We start from the raw sequence: 15,433 nt of genomic DNA, 5'->3' as shown, positions 1-15,433 counted from the left end.
ACAGTTTCGCAAGGCTCGATCGATGAAATTCGTTGTTGCCGGGTCGTTATCGTGCGGATTTCGCAGATGCCGGGCGGTCGGGGGTGTTGAAAACGTCAGAGGTCGGACTAGGGTGGGTGTCTCAGAGGTTGGACACCTCGGACAACGACCAGGAGCACCAGGAGGGCTTGCAGTGAGCACCGAGCTGCGTCGTCTGCGCAACTACATCGGCGGTGAGTTCCGGGACGCCGCCGACGGACGGACCACCGAGGTGGTCAACCCCGCGACGGGCGAGGCCTACGCGACCGCTCCGCTGTCCGGCCAGGCGGACGTGGACGCCGCGATGGCCGCCGCCGCCGAGGCGTTCCCCGGCTGGCGGGACACCACCCCGGCCGAGCGGCAGAAGGCCCTGCTGAAGATCGCCGACGCCTTCGAGGAGCGGGCCGAGGAACTCATCGCGGCCGAGGTGGAGAACACGGGCAAGCCCATCGGGCTGACCCGCACCGAGGAGATCCCGCCGATGGTCGACCAGATCCGCTTCTTCGCGGGTGCGGCCCGGATGCTGGAGGGCAAGGGCGCCGGCGAGTACATGGAAGGCCTGACCTCCTTCGTGCGCCGCGAGCCGGTGGGCGTCTGCGCCCAGGTCGCGCCCTGGAACTACCCGATGATGATGGCCGTGTGGAAGTTCGCCCCGGCGATCGCCGCCGGCAACACCGTCGTCCTCAAGCCCTCGGACACCACGCCGGCCTCCACCGTGCTGCTCGCCGAGATCCTCGGCTCGGTGCTGCCCAAGGGCGTCTTCAACGTGGTCTGCGGCGACCGTGACACCGGCCGCCTGATGGTCGAGCACCCCACCCCGGCGATGGCCTCCATCACCGGTTCGGTGCGCGCGGGCATGTCGGTGGCCGAGTCCGCCTCCAAGGACCTCAAGCGGGTCCACCTGGAGCTGGGCGGCAAGGCCCCGGTCGTCGTCTTCGAGGACACCGACATCGCCAAGGCCGTCGAGGGCATCTCCGAGGCGGGCTTCTTCAACGCCGGCCAGGACTGCACGGCCGCCACCCGCGTCCTCGTCCACGAGTCCATCCACGACGAGTTCGTCTCCCAGCTCGCCAAGGCCGCCGCCGACATCAAGACCGGCATGCCCGACGACGAGGACGTCCTCTACGGCCCGCTGAACAACCCCAACCAGCTCAAGCAGGTCGAGGGCTTCATCGAGCGGCTGCCCGCCCACGCCCGGGTGGAGGCCGGCGGCAAGCGCGTCGGTGACCGGGGCTACTTCTACGCGCCGACCGTCGTCTCGGGCCTGAACCAGGACGACGAGATCATCCAGAAGGAGGTCTTCGGCCCGGTCATCACCGTCCAGCGCTTCACCGACGAGGACCAGGCCGTCGAGTACGCCAACGGCGTCGAGTACGCGCTGGCCTCCTCGGTGTGGACCAAGGACCACTCCCGTGCGATGCGGATGTCCCGGAGGCTCGACTTCGGCTGCGTGTGGATCAACACCCACATCCCGCTGGTCGCGGAGATGCCGCACGGCGGCTTCAAGAAGTCCGGCTACGGCAAGGACCTCTCGGCGTACGGCTTCGACGACTACACGCGCGTCAAGCACGTGATGACGTCGCTGGACGCCTGACGCTTCGCGGGCACCGTCGCACGACTGCCCCGGGCCGCACGGACGCGGCCCGGGGCAGTCGCGCGTGTGGCCGCAGCCGCGTCGCTGCCGCGACCGTGGCACGGGTGGCGGCCGAAGCCGGGCGCGGGACGTCGTCCCGGGCGGGGCCGCCCCGGCCGCTCTCCCGTCGCCCCTCCGGGCACGGAGCCCGGCGCCTGACGCGGCCCTACCGGCGCCGCCCCGGCCGTCGCGAGGCGTCCCGCAGGGCGCACAGCACGTCGACGCGGTTGGTGGTGACGGAGTCGACGCCGAGGGCGAGAAGGCGGCGCATGGCGCGGCGGGTGTCCGGGGTCCAGGCCGCGAGCAGCAGGCCGTCGGCGTGGACCCGGTCGGCCAGGGCGCGGTCGACCAGGCCGAAGCGGTAGTTCAGCCAGCGCGGCCGGATCGCCTCGACCAGGGCTGGGCGGGGCGGTGCCGCGCTGGTGCGGGTGAGCGCGATCTCGGCCGACGGGTCGGCGGCCCGGAGGGTCAGCATCGTCTCGGCCCCTGCGCAGTAGTACACGCGCTCCCGCGCGTCGCAGGCCCGCACCACGTCGACGACGCGGCGCACCGACCGCAGGTCCGGGGAGCCGGGGAGGTCGATCAGGACACGGTGACCGTCGGTCGCCGCCAGCGCGTCCGCCAGTGCCGGGACGCCGTCGCCGGTCAGCCCCCGCACCTCGTCCCGGGACAGGACCGCGAGCGGCCGCTCATGCTGCCACAGCCGCTTCAGGGTCGCGTCGTGCAGCAGGACCGGCACGCCGTCACGGGTGAGCCGGACGTCGATCTCGACCGCGTCCGCACCCCGCCGCAGCGCCGACCGCAGGGAGGCGAGGGTGTTCTCGCGGACCCGGTAGGGGTCACCGCGGTGGGCGACGGCCCGGACGCGCAGCGCGGGAACGGACGGCTCCGACTCGGACGGCCCCGCGGGGGCGGTCAACGGGCGAGCCACGACGTGGTGAAGGCGTCGATCTCGGCGCTCAGGGCCGCCTTGCCGGCCGTGTCCAGGAAGGACGCCTCGACCGCGTTCTTCGCCAGTTCGGCCACGCCCCGCTCGTCCAGGTCCAGCAGCCGGGCCGCGACCGCGTACTCGTTGTTGAGGGACGTGCCGAACATCGGCGGGTCGTCGGAGTTGACGGTGACCAGCACACCGGCCCGCACGAACTCCTTGATCGGGTGCTCGTCGAGGTCGGTCACCGCCCGGGTGGCGATGTTGGAGGTGGGGCAGACCTCCAGCGCGATGCGGTGCTCGGCCAGGTGCCGCAGCAGCTCCGGGTCCCGGGCGGAACTGGTGCCGTGCCCGATGCGCTCGGCCCCCAGCTCGTTCAGGGCGTCCCACACCGTCTGCGGTCCGGTGGTCTCCCCGGCGTGCGGCACCGAACGCAGGCCGGCAGCGCGGGCGCGGTCGAAGTAGGGCTTGAACTGCGGGCGGGGCACCCCGATCTCCGGGCCGCCGAGACCGAAGGACACCAGGCCCTCCGGGCGCAGCCGGTCGTCGGTGGCCAGCCGGGTGGTCTCCTCGGCCGCCTCCAGACCCGCTTCGCCGGGGATGTCGAAGCACCAGCGCAGCACGGTCCCGAACTCGCTCTCGGCCGCCTTGCGGGCGTCCTCGATGGCGTCCATGAAGGCCCGTTCGTCGATCCCGCGACGGGTGGACGAGAACGGTGTGATCGTCAGCTCGGCGTACCGCACCTGCTGGCGCGCCAGCTCGCGGGCCACCTCGTACGTCAGCAGCCGGACGTCCTCCGGCGTGCGGACGAGGTCGACGACCGACAGGTACACGTCGATGAAGTGGGCGAAGTCGGTGAACGTGAAGTACTCGGCCAAGGCCTCGGGGTCGGCGGGGACCGTGGAGTCCGGGTGCCGGGCGGCCAGTTCGGAGACGATCCGCGGGGAGGCGGAGCCGACATGGTGGACGTGCAGTTCGGCCTTGGGCAGACCCGCGATGAAGTCCTTCAGATCGCGTGGCACGCGCGGCTCGACGAGATGTTCGATCAAGGGGGTCCTCCCCGGGGACGGCGTCCCGGACCACGACGGGCGGCGGGGCGCGGATGATCGGCTGATCGGTGACTCCCGGTCATCGTAGGCGGTGGGGGGAGGCCGCCGGGTGCCCCCGGGCGGGGGGACGCGGAGGGCGCCGTAGCATGGCGGGACGATCGACCAGGGGGGACAACCCAGAATGACGGACGCGACACAGCCCGGCGGTGGTCCGGCGGGCGGCAACGACCCCTGGGCTCCGCCGGAGCACAGGACCTCGCTCACCAAGGGCGACGGGACGGGGGCCGGGCAGTCGATACCCGGGACGCCGTCCCCCGCGGGCGGCCAGGGCGGGGCACAGCCGCCGTCCGTGCACGACCAGCCCACCGTCGTCTCCATGCCGGCCGTCGGTCCGACGCCGCCCGGAGCGACGCCGCCGGGCGGCTCGCCGTTCGGTCCTCCCGGTGGCGCGGTGCCGCCTCCGCCGCCGGCCCCCACCGGCCCCGGCGCCGCGGTGCCGCCCGGCGGCTTCATGGGGCCCGGCGGCCCGTCGCCCCACGGCTACCCCGGCTACCCGCAGGGCTACGGCTGGACCGGCATGCCGCTGCCGCCGCAGAACGGCGCGGGCACCGCGGCGATGGTGCTCGGCATCCTGGCCTGCTGCATGTTCTGCGCCTACGGGGTGGTCTCCGTGGTGCTCGGCGCCCTGGCCATCGTGTTCGGCATCAAGGGGCGCAGGAAGGCCGCGGAAGGGCTGGCCGACAACCACGGGCAGGCCCAGGCCGGTCTGATCACCGGCATCATCGGCCTCGTCCTCGGGCTCGCCGTGATGACCCTGCTCATCGTGAGCATCGTGATCGCGGTCAACAGCGAGGACGACAGCTACCAGGACGACGAGTACTACTACGGCGTCCAGCGCCCGGCGGCCACCGCGCCTGCCGTTCTCCGAGGCGCCTGAAGGCAGCTGAGGCACCTGAGGTCGTGTGAGGCGCCTGACGGAATCTGAGGCGCCTGAAGGCATGTGAGGCGCTGTGGTGTCCGAGACACCTCAGTCACCACAGGCACCCCGCGCGCCTCACGCACCCGCGCACGACGACGACCGTGCGCACGACCGGGCCGCCCCGCACGGGCATCTCCCCGCGCACGCGGCGGGGAGGCCCGGCCGCACGCGGCAGGGAGGCCCGGCCGCGGCCGGCCGCGCCGGCGTCGGGGAAGCGACGACTCCTCCGGTCCGCCGCCGCCCCCTCCGCCTCCGCCCGGAGCCGCGCCTCGCCTGCGCTGCCGGCTGCGGGCCGTCCCGTCGGGCGGCCCGCAGCCGCCCCGTTCACCCCCCGCGCAGCCGCTCCCGGGCCGCCATCAGCGCGAAGCCCAGCAGGTTCTCCCCCCGCCAGCGTTCGGGGTCGTCCGCCCGCTCGTCGTTCGCCGCGAGCCCGATGCCCCAGATGCGGTCCACCGGGCTGGCCTCGACCAGCACCCGGCCGCCCGCGTCCGGAGCCGGCGCGGACCCGTCCCGCCCGGCCGTGCCCAGCAGGAACGACCGCAGGGCGGGATCGGCGGCGAACTTGTGCACGCTGCCTTCGACGACGATCCGGAACCGCTCCCGGCGCCACACCTCCTCGTCGAACCCCCGCACCCGGCGGCCCGCCTTCTGCGCGGCCCCCGGGTGGTCCGCGGCCAGGATCTGCCGCTCCGCCTCACGGTCCCCGAACAACCGGGCCTTTTCGGCCATCATCCAGTACTCCGCCGTGGCGTACCGGACGCCGTCCACCGTGAACGGCGACGGCCACCACTGGCTCAGGCAGCTCGCCCCGATCCGGCCGTCCGGCAGCGGCCGGTGCCCCCAGAAGTGCAGGAACTTCACCCGCGCGCCACCCCGCAGCGCCTCGATCAGCTCCTGCCGCGAGCCGATCGTCCCCGTCGTCCCGTTCACGGGCGCCCCCCTGGCCGTGTATCTGTTCCGTGCACGTGAGTCTGCCAGCCACCACGGACACTCTGTCCGCCCTTTTCCGTGGCCGCTGGACATCTGGTCGACAGATTCCGTCGCGTAACCAAAAGGCAACAACGGAATCACTTGTTGGAGTGCGGTCCCTCTGTCAGGATCGGCACTCAAATCGAGCTGCAGCCACGCCGCCCCCTCTCGGGGACACGGAGGAGAGCGACATGCACAACCCGGGCCACGCCACCCCGGAGCGATTTCCGGCCAAGGACCGCTGGGCGGACGGCGCGCAGTTCATCGCCGGACGCCTCACCCGGGGCACCTCGGGCCGCACCCACGCGGTCGTCGACCCCGCCACCGGCACCGAGGTCCTGACCTACGAACTGGCCGGCACCGACGACGTCGACGCGGCCGTCGCCGCCGCCCGCGCGGCGTTCCCCGGCTGGGCCGGCGCCACCCCCGGCGAACGGTCCGACGCGATGCACCGCTTCGCGGCCGTGGTCGCCGACCGCGCCGAGGAGTTCGCGCGGGCCGAGTCGCTGCAGTGCGGCAAGCCGCTGAAGCTGAGCCGCGAGTTCGACGTGCCGGGCACCATCGACAACATCGCCTACTTCGCCGGCGCCGCCCGCCACCTCCAGGGCCAGTCGGCCGGCGAGTACTCCGGCGACCACACCTCCTACGTCCGCCGCGAACCCATCGGCGTCGTCGGTTCCATCGCCCCCTGGAACTACCCCCTCCAGATGGCCGCCTGGAAGATCCTCCCGGCGATCGCCGCGGGCAACACCATCGTGCTCAAGCCCGCCGAGCTGACCCCGCTGACCTCGCTGCTCTTCGCGCAGGCCGCCACCGACGCCGGCATCCCGGACGGCGTGATCAACATCGTCACCGGCACCGGCAAGGAGGCCGGGGAGCACCTGGTGGGCCACCCCGACGTGGCCATGACCTCCTTCACCGGCTCCACCGCCGTCGGCAAGCGGGTCGCCGAACTCGCCACTGCCACCGTCAAGCGCATCCACCTCGAACTCGGCGGCAAAGCCCCCTTCGTCGTCTTCGACGACGCCGACCTCGACGCCGCCGTCAACGGCGCGGTCGCCGGGGCCCTCATCAACACCGGCCAGGACTGCACCGCCGCCACCCGCGCCTACGTGCAGCGCCCCCTCTACGAGGAGTTCGTCGAACGGACCGCCGCCCTGATGGAGTCGGTACGGCTCGGCGACCCCTTCGCCCCCGGCACCGACCTCGGCCCGCTGATCTCGCACACACAGCGCGACAGGGTGGCCGGGTTCGTCGACCGGGCGCGCGGCTACGCCCGGATCGTGACCGGCGGCGAAGCGCCTCTGGGCGAACTGGCGGACGGCGCGTACTATCGCCCCACTCTCGTCGCGGACGCCCCGCAGGACAGCGAGATCGTGCAGTCGGAGATCTTCGGACCGGTCCTGGTGGTCCTGCCGTTCGACAGCGACGACGAGGGCCTCGCGCTGGCCAACGACACCCCCTACGGGCTCGCCGCCTCCGCCTGGAGCCGTGACGTGTACCGGACGGGACGGGCCACGCGCGAGATCAAGGCGGGATGCGTGTGGATCAACGACCACATCCCGATCATCAGCGAGATGCCGCACGGCGGCTACAAGGCGTCCGGCTTCGGCAAGGACATGTCCGCGTACTCCTTCGAGGAGTACACGCAGGTCAAGCACGTCATGTTCGACAACACGGCGGTGGTCCGCAAGGACTGGCACCGCACGATCTTCGGGGACCGATAGCAGCCTGGCCGCCCGACCCGCGGCCCCCTCCCGAAAGGGCACCACGCGCATGGAGCAGTACGAGCCCGACCGCCTCTCCCCGGCCCAGGTGGCCGCCATGCGGCGCAGCTTCCGCAACGGCCGGGCCTCCCTGACCCGCCGTTCCCTGCTGCGCGCCTCCGCCGGCGGCGCACTCGCGATCGGCGGCGCCGGGGCACTCGGCGCCTGCGGCATCCCCGCGGCCGGGAACACCGAGGGCGGCGTCTCGGCGGAGGACCACTCGGCGAAGGAGAAGAGCGTCAACTTCTCCAACTGGACCGAGTACATGGACGTCGACGACAGCGGGCGGAACCACCCGACGCTGGACGCGTTCACCCGGCGCACCGGCATCAAGGTCAAGTACACCGAGGACATCAACGACAACACCGAGTTCTTCGGGAAGATCAAGCCGCAGATGGCCGCAGGCCAGGACACCGGGCGCGACATCATCGTGCTCACCGACTGGCTGGCCGCCCGCCTGATCCGGCTCGGCTGGGTGCAGAAGCTGGACCCCTCCAACCTGCCGCACGCCTTCACCAACCTCTCGGCGCAGTTCCGCAACCCCGACTGGGACCCCGGACGCGCCTACTCCTATCCCTGGCAGGGCATCTCCACCGTCCTCGCCTACAACAAGAAGGCGCTCGACGGCATCGAGGTGAAGACCCTCTCCGACCTGCTGGACAACCCGAAGCTGAAGGGCCGGGTCGGACTGCTCACCGAGATGCGCGACACCATCGGGATGACGCTGCTGGACATGGGCAAGGACCCGGCCAAGTTCACCGCCGACGACTACGACGCGGCGATCGCGCGGCTGCAGAAGGCCGTGGACAAGAGCCAGATCCGCCGCTTCACCGGCAACGACTACACCGCCGACCTCACCAAGGGCGACATCGCCGCCTGCCTGGCCTGGGCCGGCGACATCGTGCAGCTCAAGGCGGACAACCCGGACATCGAGTTCCTGATCCCGGACAGCGGCTACATGACGTCCAGCGACAACATGCTGATCCCCAACAAGGCGCGTCACAAGACCAACGCCGAACGGCTCATCGACTACTACTTCGAGCCGAAACCGGCCGCCGAACTCGCCGCCTACATCAACTTCGTCTGCCCGGTCGAGGGAGTGAAGGACGAGCTCGCCAAGCTGGACGAGGACGCGGCGAACAACCCGCTGATCCTCCCCGACAAGGCGATGCAGGCCAAGTCCCGTGCCTTCCGCTCGCTGAGCTCCGAGGAAGAGACGGCGTTCGAAGAGAAGTTCGCGAAGCTGACGGGGGCGTGACCAGATGAAGACCACCCAGGACACCACGGGCCACGGCGGCGACGTCCGCCTCACCGGCATCAGCAAGACCTACGGCGCCTTCACCGCCGTCCACCCGCTCGACCTCACCGTCCCGCAGGGCTCCTTCTTCGCCCTGCTCGGCGCCTCCGGCTGCGGCAAGACCACCACCCTGCGGATGATCGCCGGCCTGGAGGAGCCCTCGGCAGGCACCGTCCACCTCGGCGACCAGGACGTCACGGCGCTCCCGCCGTACAAGCGCCCGGTGAACACCGTCTTCCAGTCCTACGCGCTCTTCCCGCACCTCGACATCTTCGAGAACGTCGCCTTCGGCCTGCGCCGGCGCGGCATCAAGAGCGTGAAGAAGCAGGTCGAGGAGATGCTGGAGCTGGTCCAGCTCGGCGAGCAGGCCCGCAAGAAGCCGCACCAGCTCTCCGGCGGCCAGCAGCAGCGCGTCGCGGTCGCCCGCGCCCTGATCAACCACCCCAGGGTGCTGCTGCTCGACGAACCGCTCGGCGCCCTCGACCTGAAGCTGCGCCGCCAGATGCAGCTGGAGCTGAAGCGGATCCAGACCGAGGTCGGCATCACCTTCGTGCACGTCACGCACGACCAGGAGGAGGCCATGACCATGGCCGACACCGTGGCCGTGATGAACGCCGGCCGGGTCGAGCAGCTGGGCGCGCCCACCGAGCTGTACGAGAACCCGCGGACCACCTTCGTCGCCAACTTCCTCGGCACCTCCAACTTCATCGAGGCCGAGGTCGACTCGCGCAGCGGCGAGGACATCGTGCTGAAGGCGGGCGGCGGCAAGCTGGTCCTGCCCCGGGCCCGCAGCAGCGCGGCCACCACGGCCGGCGGGAAGGTGCTGGTGGGGGTGCGCCCGGAGAAGATCTCCCTCACCCACGCCGACGACGCCGGGGAGATACCCGAGGGCCGCAACCGCATCACCGGCCGGATCGCCGACTCCAGCTTCATCGGCGTCTCCACGCAGTTCGTCGTCGACAGCCCCGTCTGCACCGACTTCGAGGTCTACGTGCAGAACATCGACCGCGACGCCCGGCTGGTGCCCGGCGCCGAGGTGGTCCTGCACTGGAACCCGGCCCACACCTTCGGCCTGGACGCCGCCCAGGACATCGACGCCGGGGTGGAGACCGTCGAGGAAGAGGTCGCCTGATGGCCGCGGTCACCCAGGCGCCACCGGTGGCGCCCGCCCCCGAACGGAAACCGCCCCGCAAACGGGGCCGCTGGACGCCGTACCTGCTCCTGCTGCCGGGCCTGCTGTGGCTGGTCGTCTTCTTCGCCCTGCCGGTGATCTACCAGGCGTCCACGTCCGTCCAGACCGGCTCTCTGGAGGAGGGCTACCGGGTCACCTGGCACTTCGCGACCTACTGGGACGCCCTGTCCGAGTACTGGCCGCAGTTCGTCCGCTCCGTGTTCTACGCGGCCTCCGCGACCGTGCTGTGCCTGCTGCTCGGCTACCCGCTGGCGTACCTGATCGCCTTCCGCGCGGGACGCTGGCGGAACCTGATCATGATCCTGGTGATCGCGCCGTTCTTCACCAGCTTCCTGATCCGCACCCTCGCCTGGAAGACGATCCTCGCCGACGGCGGACCGGTGGTCGGCGCCCTGGACGCGCTGCACGTCCTGGACGTCACCGCCTGGCTCGGCTGGACGGCCGGCGACCGGGTGCTCGCCACCCCGCTGGCGGTCGTCTGCGGTCTGACGTACAACTTCCTGCCGTTCATGATCCTGCCGCTGTACACCTCGCTGGAGCGCATCGACCCCCGCCTGCACGAGGCGGCGAACGACCTCTACGCGAAGCCCTCCACGACCTTCCGCAAGGTCACCTTCCCGCTGTCGATGCCGGGCGTGGTCTCCGGCACGCTGCTGACCTTCATCCCGGCGACCGGCGACTACATCAACGCGGACCTCCTCGGCTCGACCGAGACCCGCATGGTCGGCAACGTCATCCAGTCCCAATTCCTGCGGATCCTCGACTATCCGACGGCCGCGGCCCTCTCCTTCATCCTGATGGCCGCGATCCTCTTCATGGTCACCTTCTACATCCGCAGGTCCGGCACGGAGGATCTGGTTTAACAATGGCCTTCGTCACCTGGCTCAAGCGCCACCTCGTCGTGATCGCGGGACTGCTCACCCTCGCGTACCTGCTGCTGCCCAACGTCGTCGTCACCGTCTTCTCCTTCAACAACCCCAAGGGACGCTTCAACTACGAGTGGCAGGAGTTCTCCACGGACGCCTGGCGGGATCCCTGCGGAGTCTCCGGCATGTGCGCCTCGCTGTCGCTCAGCCTCCAGATCGCATTGTGGGCGACCCTCGGAGCGACCCTGCTCGGCACGCTGATCGCCTTCGCCCTGGTCCGCTACCGGTTCCGGGCCCGGGGCGCGGTCAACTCGCTGATCTTCCTGCCGATGGCGATGCCCGAGGTCGTCATGGCGGCCTCGCTGCTGACCCTGTTCCTCAACATGGGGGCCCAGCTCGGCTTCTGGACGATCCTCATCGCCCACATCATGTTCTGCCTCAGCTTCGTCGTGGTCGCCGTCAAGGCGCGCGTGATGTCGATGGACCCGAGGCTGGAACAGGCCGCCCAGGACCTGTACGCCGGACCGTTCCAGACCTTCTGGCGGATCACCCTGCCGATCGCCGCCCCCGGCATCGCGGCCGGCGCGCTGCTCGCCTTCGCCCTGTCCTTCGACGACTTCATCATCACCAACTTCAACGCCGGCTCGACCGTCACCTTCCCGATGTTCGTCTGGGGCTCCGCCCAGCGCGGCACACCCGTGCAGATCAACGTCATCGGGACGGCCATGTTCGTCGTCGCCGTCCTGCTGGTGCTGGTCTCGATGGCGATCGGCAACCGCCGCAAGCGGCAAAGGGCGTGACCGCTGCAAGCGCCAGAAGGCGTGACCGCCGCACCGGCGTCAGCAGGAACACCGCACCACTCGTAGGGAGTTGACATCATGGCCCCAGCCGCCATGAGCCGTTGGACACAGTCCCTCTCCGAGGCCCGGCCGGCCGCCTACTGGCTGGACGACCCCGGCCGGCCGGACCCCGAGCCCGCCCTCACCGGCACCGAGACCTGCGACCTGCTGGTCGTCGGCGGCGGCTACAGCGGACTGTGGACCGCGCTGCTCGCCAAGGAGCGCGACCCCGGCCGGGACGTGGTGCTGCTGGAGGGCCGCGAGGTGGGGTGGGCCGCCTCCGGCCGCAACGGCGGGTTCTGCGCCGCCTCCCTCACCCACGGCCTGCCCAACGGCCTGACCCGCTGGCCGGACGAGATCCACCGCCTGGAGGAACTGGGCGCCCGCAACCTCGACGCCATCGAGGAGACGGTCGCCCGCTACGCCATCGACTGCGACTTCGAACGCACCGGAGAGCTCGATGTCGCCACCGAGCCGTACCAGGCCCGCGAACTGCGCGCCTGGTACGAGGAGATCGACCGGGCCGGCCTCGCCGACGGCATCGAGTTCCTGGACACCGACGCGGTCCGGCAACAGGTCGACTCGCCCACTTTCCACGCCGGCCTCTGGGACCGCCGGGGCGTGGCCATGCTGCACCCTGCCAAGCTGGCCTGGGGCCTGAAGCGCGCCTGCCTCGACCTCGGCGTCCGCGTGTACGAGCACACACCCGCCCTCGACCTGAAGCAGGCCGGCGCCGGCATGGGCGTGCGCACCCCGTACGGACGCGTCCGCGCCCGCCGGGTCGCCCTCGGCACCAACGTCTTCCCCAGCCTGGTGCGCCGGGTCCGCCCGTACACCGTGCCGGTCTACGACTACGCGCTGATGACCGAGCCCCTCACCGAAGCCCAACTGGCCTCGGTCGGCTGGAAGAACCGGCAGGGCCTCGGCGACAGCGCCAACCAGTTCCACTACTTCCGCCTGTCCGCCGACAACCGGATCCTGTGGGGCGGCTACGACGCCGTCTACCCCTACGGCGGCCGGGTCCGCGCCGAGTACGACGACCGCCCCGAGACCTACGCCCGCCTCGCCGGCCACTTCTTCACCTGCTTCCCGCAACTGGAGGGCCTGCGCTTCACCCACGCCTGGGGCGGCGCCATCGACACCTGCTCCCGCTTCTCCGCCTTCTTCGGCACCGCCCACGCGGGCCGCGTCGCCTACGCCGCCGGATACACCGGCCTCGGCGTGGGCGCCACCCGCTTCGGCGCCGAGGTGATGCTGGACCTGCTGGCGGGGGAGCGCACCGAGCGGACGGAACTGGAGATGGTGCGCAACAAGCCGCTTCCCTTCCCCCCGGAGCCGTTCGCCTGGGCCGGCATCACCCTCACCAAGTGGTCCCTGGCCCGCGCGGATGCCCGGGAGGGCCGCCGCAACCTCTGGCTGCGCGCGATGGACCGGGTGGGGCTGGGGTTCGACAGCTGACGGCCGGGGCCCTGACGCCCGGGGCTTCCCGTGCCCTGCCCGGCCGCACCGCGTGCGCAGGGAGGCGGGCCGCCGGGCGACGGGCCGCCCACGGCCGGGACTCACGGGACCGGGGCGCTCATCACCGTACCGTCGGCGAACGTGAGGAAGTAGGCGCCACCGGACACCAGCGCCGTGGTCGGCTGGGCGCTGCGTCCGTCGTCCCGGGGCCAGTTCCGGACGGTCCGGAACTCCCCTTCCGGCGTCCCGTCGTCGAGGGCGAACGCACGGGCCCCGCCGGCCCCGAGGATCAGCAGGCGGTCCCCGGCGACGGCCACGGCGTCCCCGGGGCTCCAGGTCACCGACCACTGCTCCTTTCCGCTGCGCGCATCGACCGTCCGGAGGTACCGGGAGCCCTGCCGGCGGCCGTCCCCCTCGACGAGGAGCAGGCCGTCACGGCTCACAGCCTCCGGCGACCGGAGCTCGGACCTGTGCACCTGCCGCAGGGTCCGGGCGTCCACGATGGTGCCGCCGCACACGTCGTAGAGGGCGTCGCGGATGTGCGTCTCGCACACCCAGGGGGCGCTGGCCAGGGTTTTCCCCGTGGCCGGGTCCAGGGTCTGTGTCTTCTGCGTGCCGGTGATCCACACGCGGTCGCCCACGATGTCCAGGTCCAGCGGGAATGCCCAGGGAATCACCCGCTCCCACAACTGGGTACGGTCGCCGGCGTCGTACCCGCGGAAGAGCATGTTGCCGGAGTGCCCCGGTCCGGCGCCGCCCGCGTACGAGACCACGATCCGCCCGTCGTGGACGCGGACGGCCGCCGGGTCGTACCCGGTCCGGCCGGGCAGCCGGGCGACCGGCTCCCCGTCGGACAGGTCCAGCACGTCGAAACCGTCCCCGGCGGCGGCCCGGACGTAGACGTGCCGGTCGTCCACGCCGAAGTGACCGACGCCCAGCTGTCCCGAGGGTTCGCCCTTGGCGGGGTAGGTCCACAGCCGGGAACCCTCGGAGGCGCTCCTCGCCTCCAGCCTGCTCTGCCGTGTCGTCTCGTCGTAGAGGCGGCAGACGAGCACACCGCGGCTGAGCGCGCAGTCGTCCGCCACGCCGGGCGCGTCGAAGGAAGCCGCCCAGGGGCGCCAGTCGTCGGGCTGGAGCGTGCGGTCCAGGGCGTCGGGACCGAAGTCGGTCATCCCGCTGGAGGCCACGGGGGCGGTGCGCGCGGGCGCCGCGGCCGAGGGGCTCCGCGTCCCGCCGGTCTGCCCCGGTGACGCCCCGCCGTTCTCCCCGCCGGGGTCGTCGCCCTGGACGAGCAGCAGCGCGGCGGCGATCAGTGTCCCGGACAGAAGCCCCACGCCGGCGGCGAGGCCCAGCCGGCGCAGGCGCGTCCTCGTCGGCCGGCCGGCGCCCCGGAGGCCCGGCTCCGGGCCCTGCCCCGTTCCGGCCTCCCCGGTGGAGGCGGCGACGGCGGCCGGAGCCGCCGCCCGGGGTCTCGGGGGAGCCGTCAGGGCGGCGGTCACGGCGGTCTCGTACGCGCCGATCAGTTCGCGCACGTGGTCCGGCCAGGGGAAGGGACCCGTGGGGGGTGCCGGGGGGACGCCCGGGCGGTCCGGTGCGGGCGAGGCGTCCAGGGCGCGGATCAGCTCGGCGGTCGTGGGTCTGCGGCCGGGGTCCCGGTGCAGGCAGTCGGCGATGGTCCGCCGCAACTCCTCCGGCACCCGGGACAGGTCGGGCCGCCCCTGGGCGATGCGGTGCACGATCGCGGCGAGTTCGGTGTCCTCGAACGGCCCGTGGCCGGTCGCGGCGAAGCAGAGCACCGCGCCGAGGCAGAAGACGTCGGACGCACTGCTCACGGACCGGTCGCCCGCGACGTGTTCGGGAGACATGAAGCCCGGTGAGCCGACCATGACCCCGGTCGCGGTGAGCGCGGTCGCGTCGTACGCCTGGGCGATGCCGAAGTCGATCAGCCGAGGCCCGTCGGCGCCGAGGACGATGTTCGCCGGCTTCAGATCCCGGTGGACGAGCCGGGCGCCGTGCACCGCCGCCAGTCCACGGGCCACGGCCACACCGAGTCCTCGTACCACGGGGACGGGGAGCGGCCCCCGCCCGGCCACCGCCTCGTCGAGCGAGGGCCCGGCGACGTACTGGGTGGCCAGCCATGGCCGTTCCGCTTCCGGAGCGGCGTCGACGAGCGCGGAGACGTACGGTCCGCGGACGGCACGCGCCGCCTCCGCCTCACGCCGGAACCGGACCCGGAAGGCGTCCTCCTGCTCCAGATCGCGGCGGACGGTCTTCAGCGCGACCAGGTCCCCGGCCCCGCCGCCGGCCGGGACGGCGAGATGGACGGTGCCCATGCCGCCGGAACCGAGTCCGGCGAGCAGCCGGTACGGGCCGATGGCGTACGGGGCGTCGGCTTCCAGCGGGCGCAGCACGCGGTACCTTTCCGGAACGGTTGGCCGT

Annotated in this window: 11 protein-coding genes and 1 pseudogene; 8 read left to right on the top strand and 4 right to left on the bottom strand. The window is 72.0% G+C overall.

All coding sequences use genetic code 11. From position 1 onward, the window contains the following. Positions 1-172: 172 nt before the first annotated feature. Positions 173-1,612: a gamma-aminobutyraldehyde dehydrogenase gene (locus ACSU53_RS08045; RefSeq protein ID WP_437025969.1), complete on the top strand. Its 1,440-nt coding sequence runs from the start codon at positions 173-175 to the stop codon at positions 1,610-1,612. Positions 1,613-1,817: 205 nt separating this feature from the next. Here the strand turns inward: ACSU53_RS08045 and ACSU53_RS08040 are convergent, their stop codons facing one another. Both ACSU53_RS08040 and ACSU53_RS08035 read right to left on the bottom strand, forming a co-directional pair. Next, a complete protein-coding gene (locus ACSU53_RS08040; RefSeq protein WP_437025967.1) occupies positions 1,818-2,570 on the bottom strand; it encodes a glycerophosphodiester phosphodiesterase in 753 nt (250 codons plus the stop codon). Continuing rightward, positions 2,567-3,662 (bottom strand): annotated as a pseudogene (locus ACSU53_RS08035) (adenosine deaminase). The gene ACSU53_RS08040 and the pseudogene ACSU53_RS08035 overlap by 4 nt, the downstream one beginning before the upstream one ends. Positions 3,663-3,809: 147 nt before the next feature. On the opposite strand from ACSU53_RS08035, the gene ACSU53_RS08030 reads away from it, so the two are divergent. Next, on the top strand, positions 3,810-4,565 hold the full coding sequence (locus ACSU53_RS08030; protein WP_437025965.1) for a DUF4190 domain-containing protein: 756 nt from the start codon (positions 3,810-3,812) through the stop codon (positions 4,563-4,565). Positions 4,566-4,931: 366 nt separating this feature from the next. Here ACSU53_RS08030 and ACSU53_RS08025 read toward each other — a convergent pair whose 3' ends face one another. After that, positions 4,932-5,537 carry an NADAR family protein gene (locus tag ACSU53_RS08025; protein WP_437025963.1) on the bottom strand — a complete coding sequence of 202 codons (606 nt, stop codon included), beginning with the start codon at positions 5,535-5,537 and terminating at the stop codon, positions 4,932-4,934. 230 nt (positions 5,538-5,767) lie between these two features. Here ACSU53_RS08025 and ACSU53_RS08020 point away from each other — a divergent pair, with 230 nt between their 5' ends. The 6 genes from ACSU53_RS08020 (at position 5,768) to ACSU53_RS07995 (ending at position 12,994) form a co-directional block, all read left to right on the top strand. Further along, positions 5,768-7,303, top strand: a complete 1,536-nt coding sequence (locus ACSU53_RS08020) for a gamma-aminobutyraldehyde dehydrogenase (RefSeq protein WP_437025961.1) — start codon at positions 5,768-5,770, stop codon at positions 7,301-7,303. A gap of 49 nt (positions 7,304-7,352) precedes the next feature. After that, entirely contained in the window at positions 7,353-8,600 is a 1,248-nt protein-coding gene (locus ACSU53_RS08015) for a polyamine ABC transporter substrate-binding protein (RefSeq protein WP_437025959.1), read from the top strand. Between the two features lie 4 nt (positions 8,601-8,604). After that, positions 8,605-9,771 carry an ABC transporter ATP-binding protein gene (locus ACSU53_RS08010; protein ID WP_437025957.1) on the top strand — a complete coding sequence of 389 codons (1,167 nt, stop codon included), beginning with the start codon at positions 8,605-8,607 and terminating at the stop codon, positions 9,769-9,771. Further along, a complete protein-coding gene (locus ACSU53_RS08005; protein ID WP_437025955.1) occupies positions 9,771-10,694 on the top strand; it encodes an ABC transporter permease in 924 nt (307 codons plus the stop codon). Before ACSU53_RS08010 ends, ACSU53_RS08005 begins: the two co-directional genes overlap by 1 nt. 2 nt (positions 10,695-10,696) lie before the next feature. Further along, positions 10,697-11,497, top strand: coding sequence for an ABC transporter permease (locus tag ACSU53_RS08000; RefSeq protein ID WP_437025953.1), 801 nt, complete (start codon positions 10,697-10,699; stop codon positions 11,495-11,497). 78 nt (positions 11,498-11,575) lie between these two features. Then, positions 11,576-12,994 (top strand): NAD(P)/FAD-dependent oxidoreductase, encoded by a 1,419-nt coding sequence (locus ACSU53_RS07995; protein WP_437025951.1) that lies wholly within the window; start codon positions 11,576-11,578, stop codon positions 12,992-12,994. A gap of 101 nt (positions 12,995-13,095) precedes the next feature. On the opposite strand, the gene ACSU53_RS07990 is transcribed toward ACSU53_RS07995, so the two are convergent. Then, the gene (locus tag ACSU53_RS07990; RefSeq protein WP_437025949.1) at positions 13,096-15,405 is read right to left on the bottom strand and encodes a protein kinase domain-containing protein; all 2,310 of its coding nucleotides are present in this window, start codon (positions 15,403-15,405) and stop codon (positions 13,096-13,098) included. Positions 15,406-15,433 lie beyond the last annotated feature (28 nt).

The organism is Streptomyces sp. enrichment culture, from assembly GCF_964273255.1.
Classification (GTDB): Bacteria; Actinomycetota; Actinomycetes; order Streptomycetales; family Streptomycetaceae; genus Streptomyces.
This window is presented reverse-complemented; position numbering and strand designations above follow the sequence as displayed.

Coding starts and splice junctions, on each gene's coding strand:
- ACSU53_RS08030 (WP_437025965.1), top strand. CDS start 3,810: ATGACGGACGCGACACAGCCCGGCGGTGGTCCGGCGGGCGGCAACGAC.
- ACSU53_RS08020 (WP_437025961.1), top strand. CDS start 5,768: ATGCACAACCCGGGCCACGCCACCCCGGAGCGATTTCCGGCCAAGGAC.
- ACSU53_RS08015 (WP_437025959.1), top strand. CDS start 7,353: ATGGAGCAGTACGAGCCCGACCGCCTCTCCCCGGCCCAGGTGGCCGCC.
- ACSU53_RS08010 (WP_437025957.1), top strand. CDS start 8,605: ATGAAGACCACCCAGGACACCACGGGCCACGGCGGCGACGTCCGCCTC.
- ACSU53_RS08005 (WP_437025955.1), top strand. CDS start 9,771: ATGGCCGCGGTCACCCAGGCGCCACCGGTGGCGCCCGCCCCCGAACGG.
- ACSU53_RS08000 (WP_437025953.1), top strand. CDS start 10,697: ATGGCCTTCGTCACCTGGCTCAAGCGCCACCTCGTCGTGATCGCGGGA.
- ACSU53_RS07995 (WP_437025951.1), top strand. CDS start 11,576: ATGGCCCCAGCCGCCATGAGCCGTTGGACACAGTCCCTCTCCGAGGCC.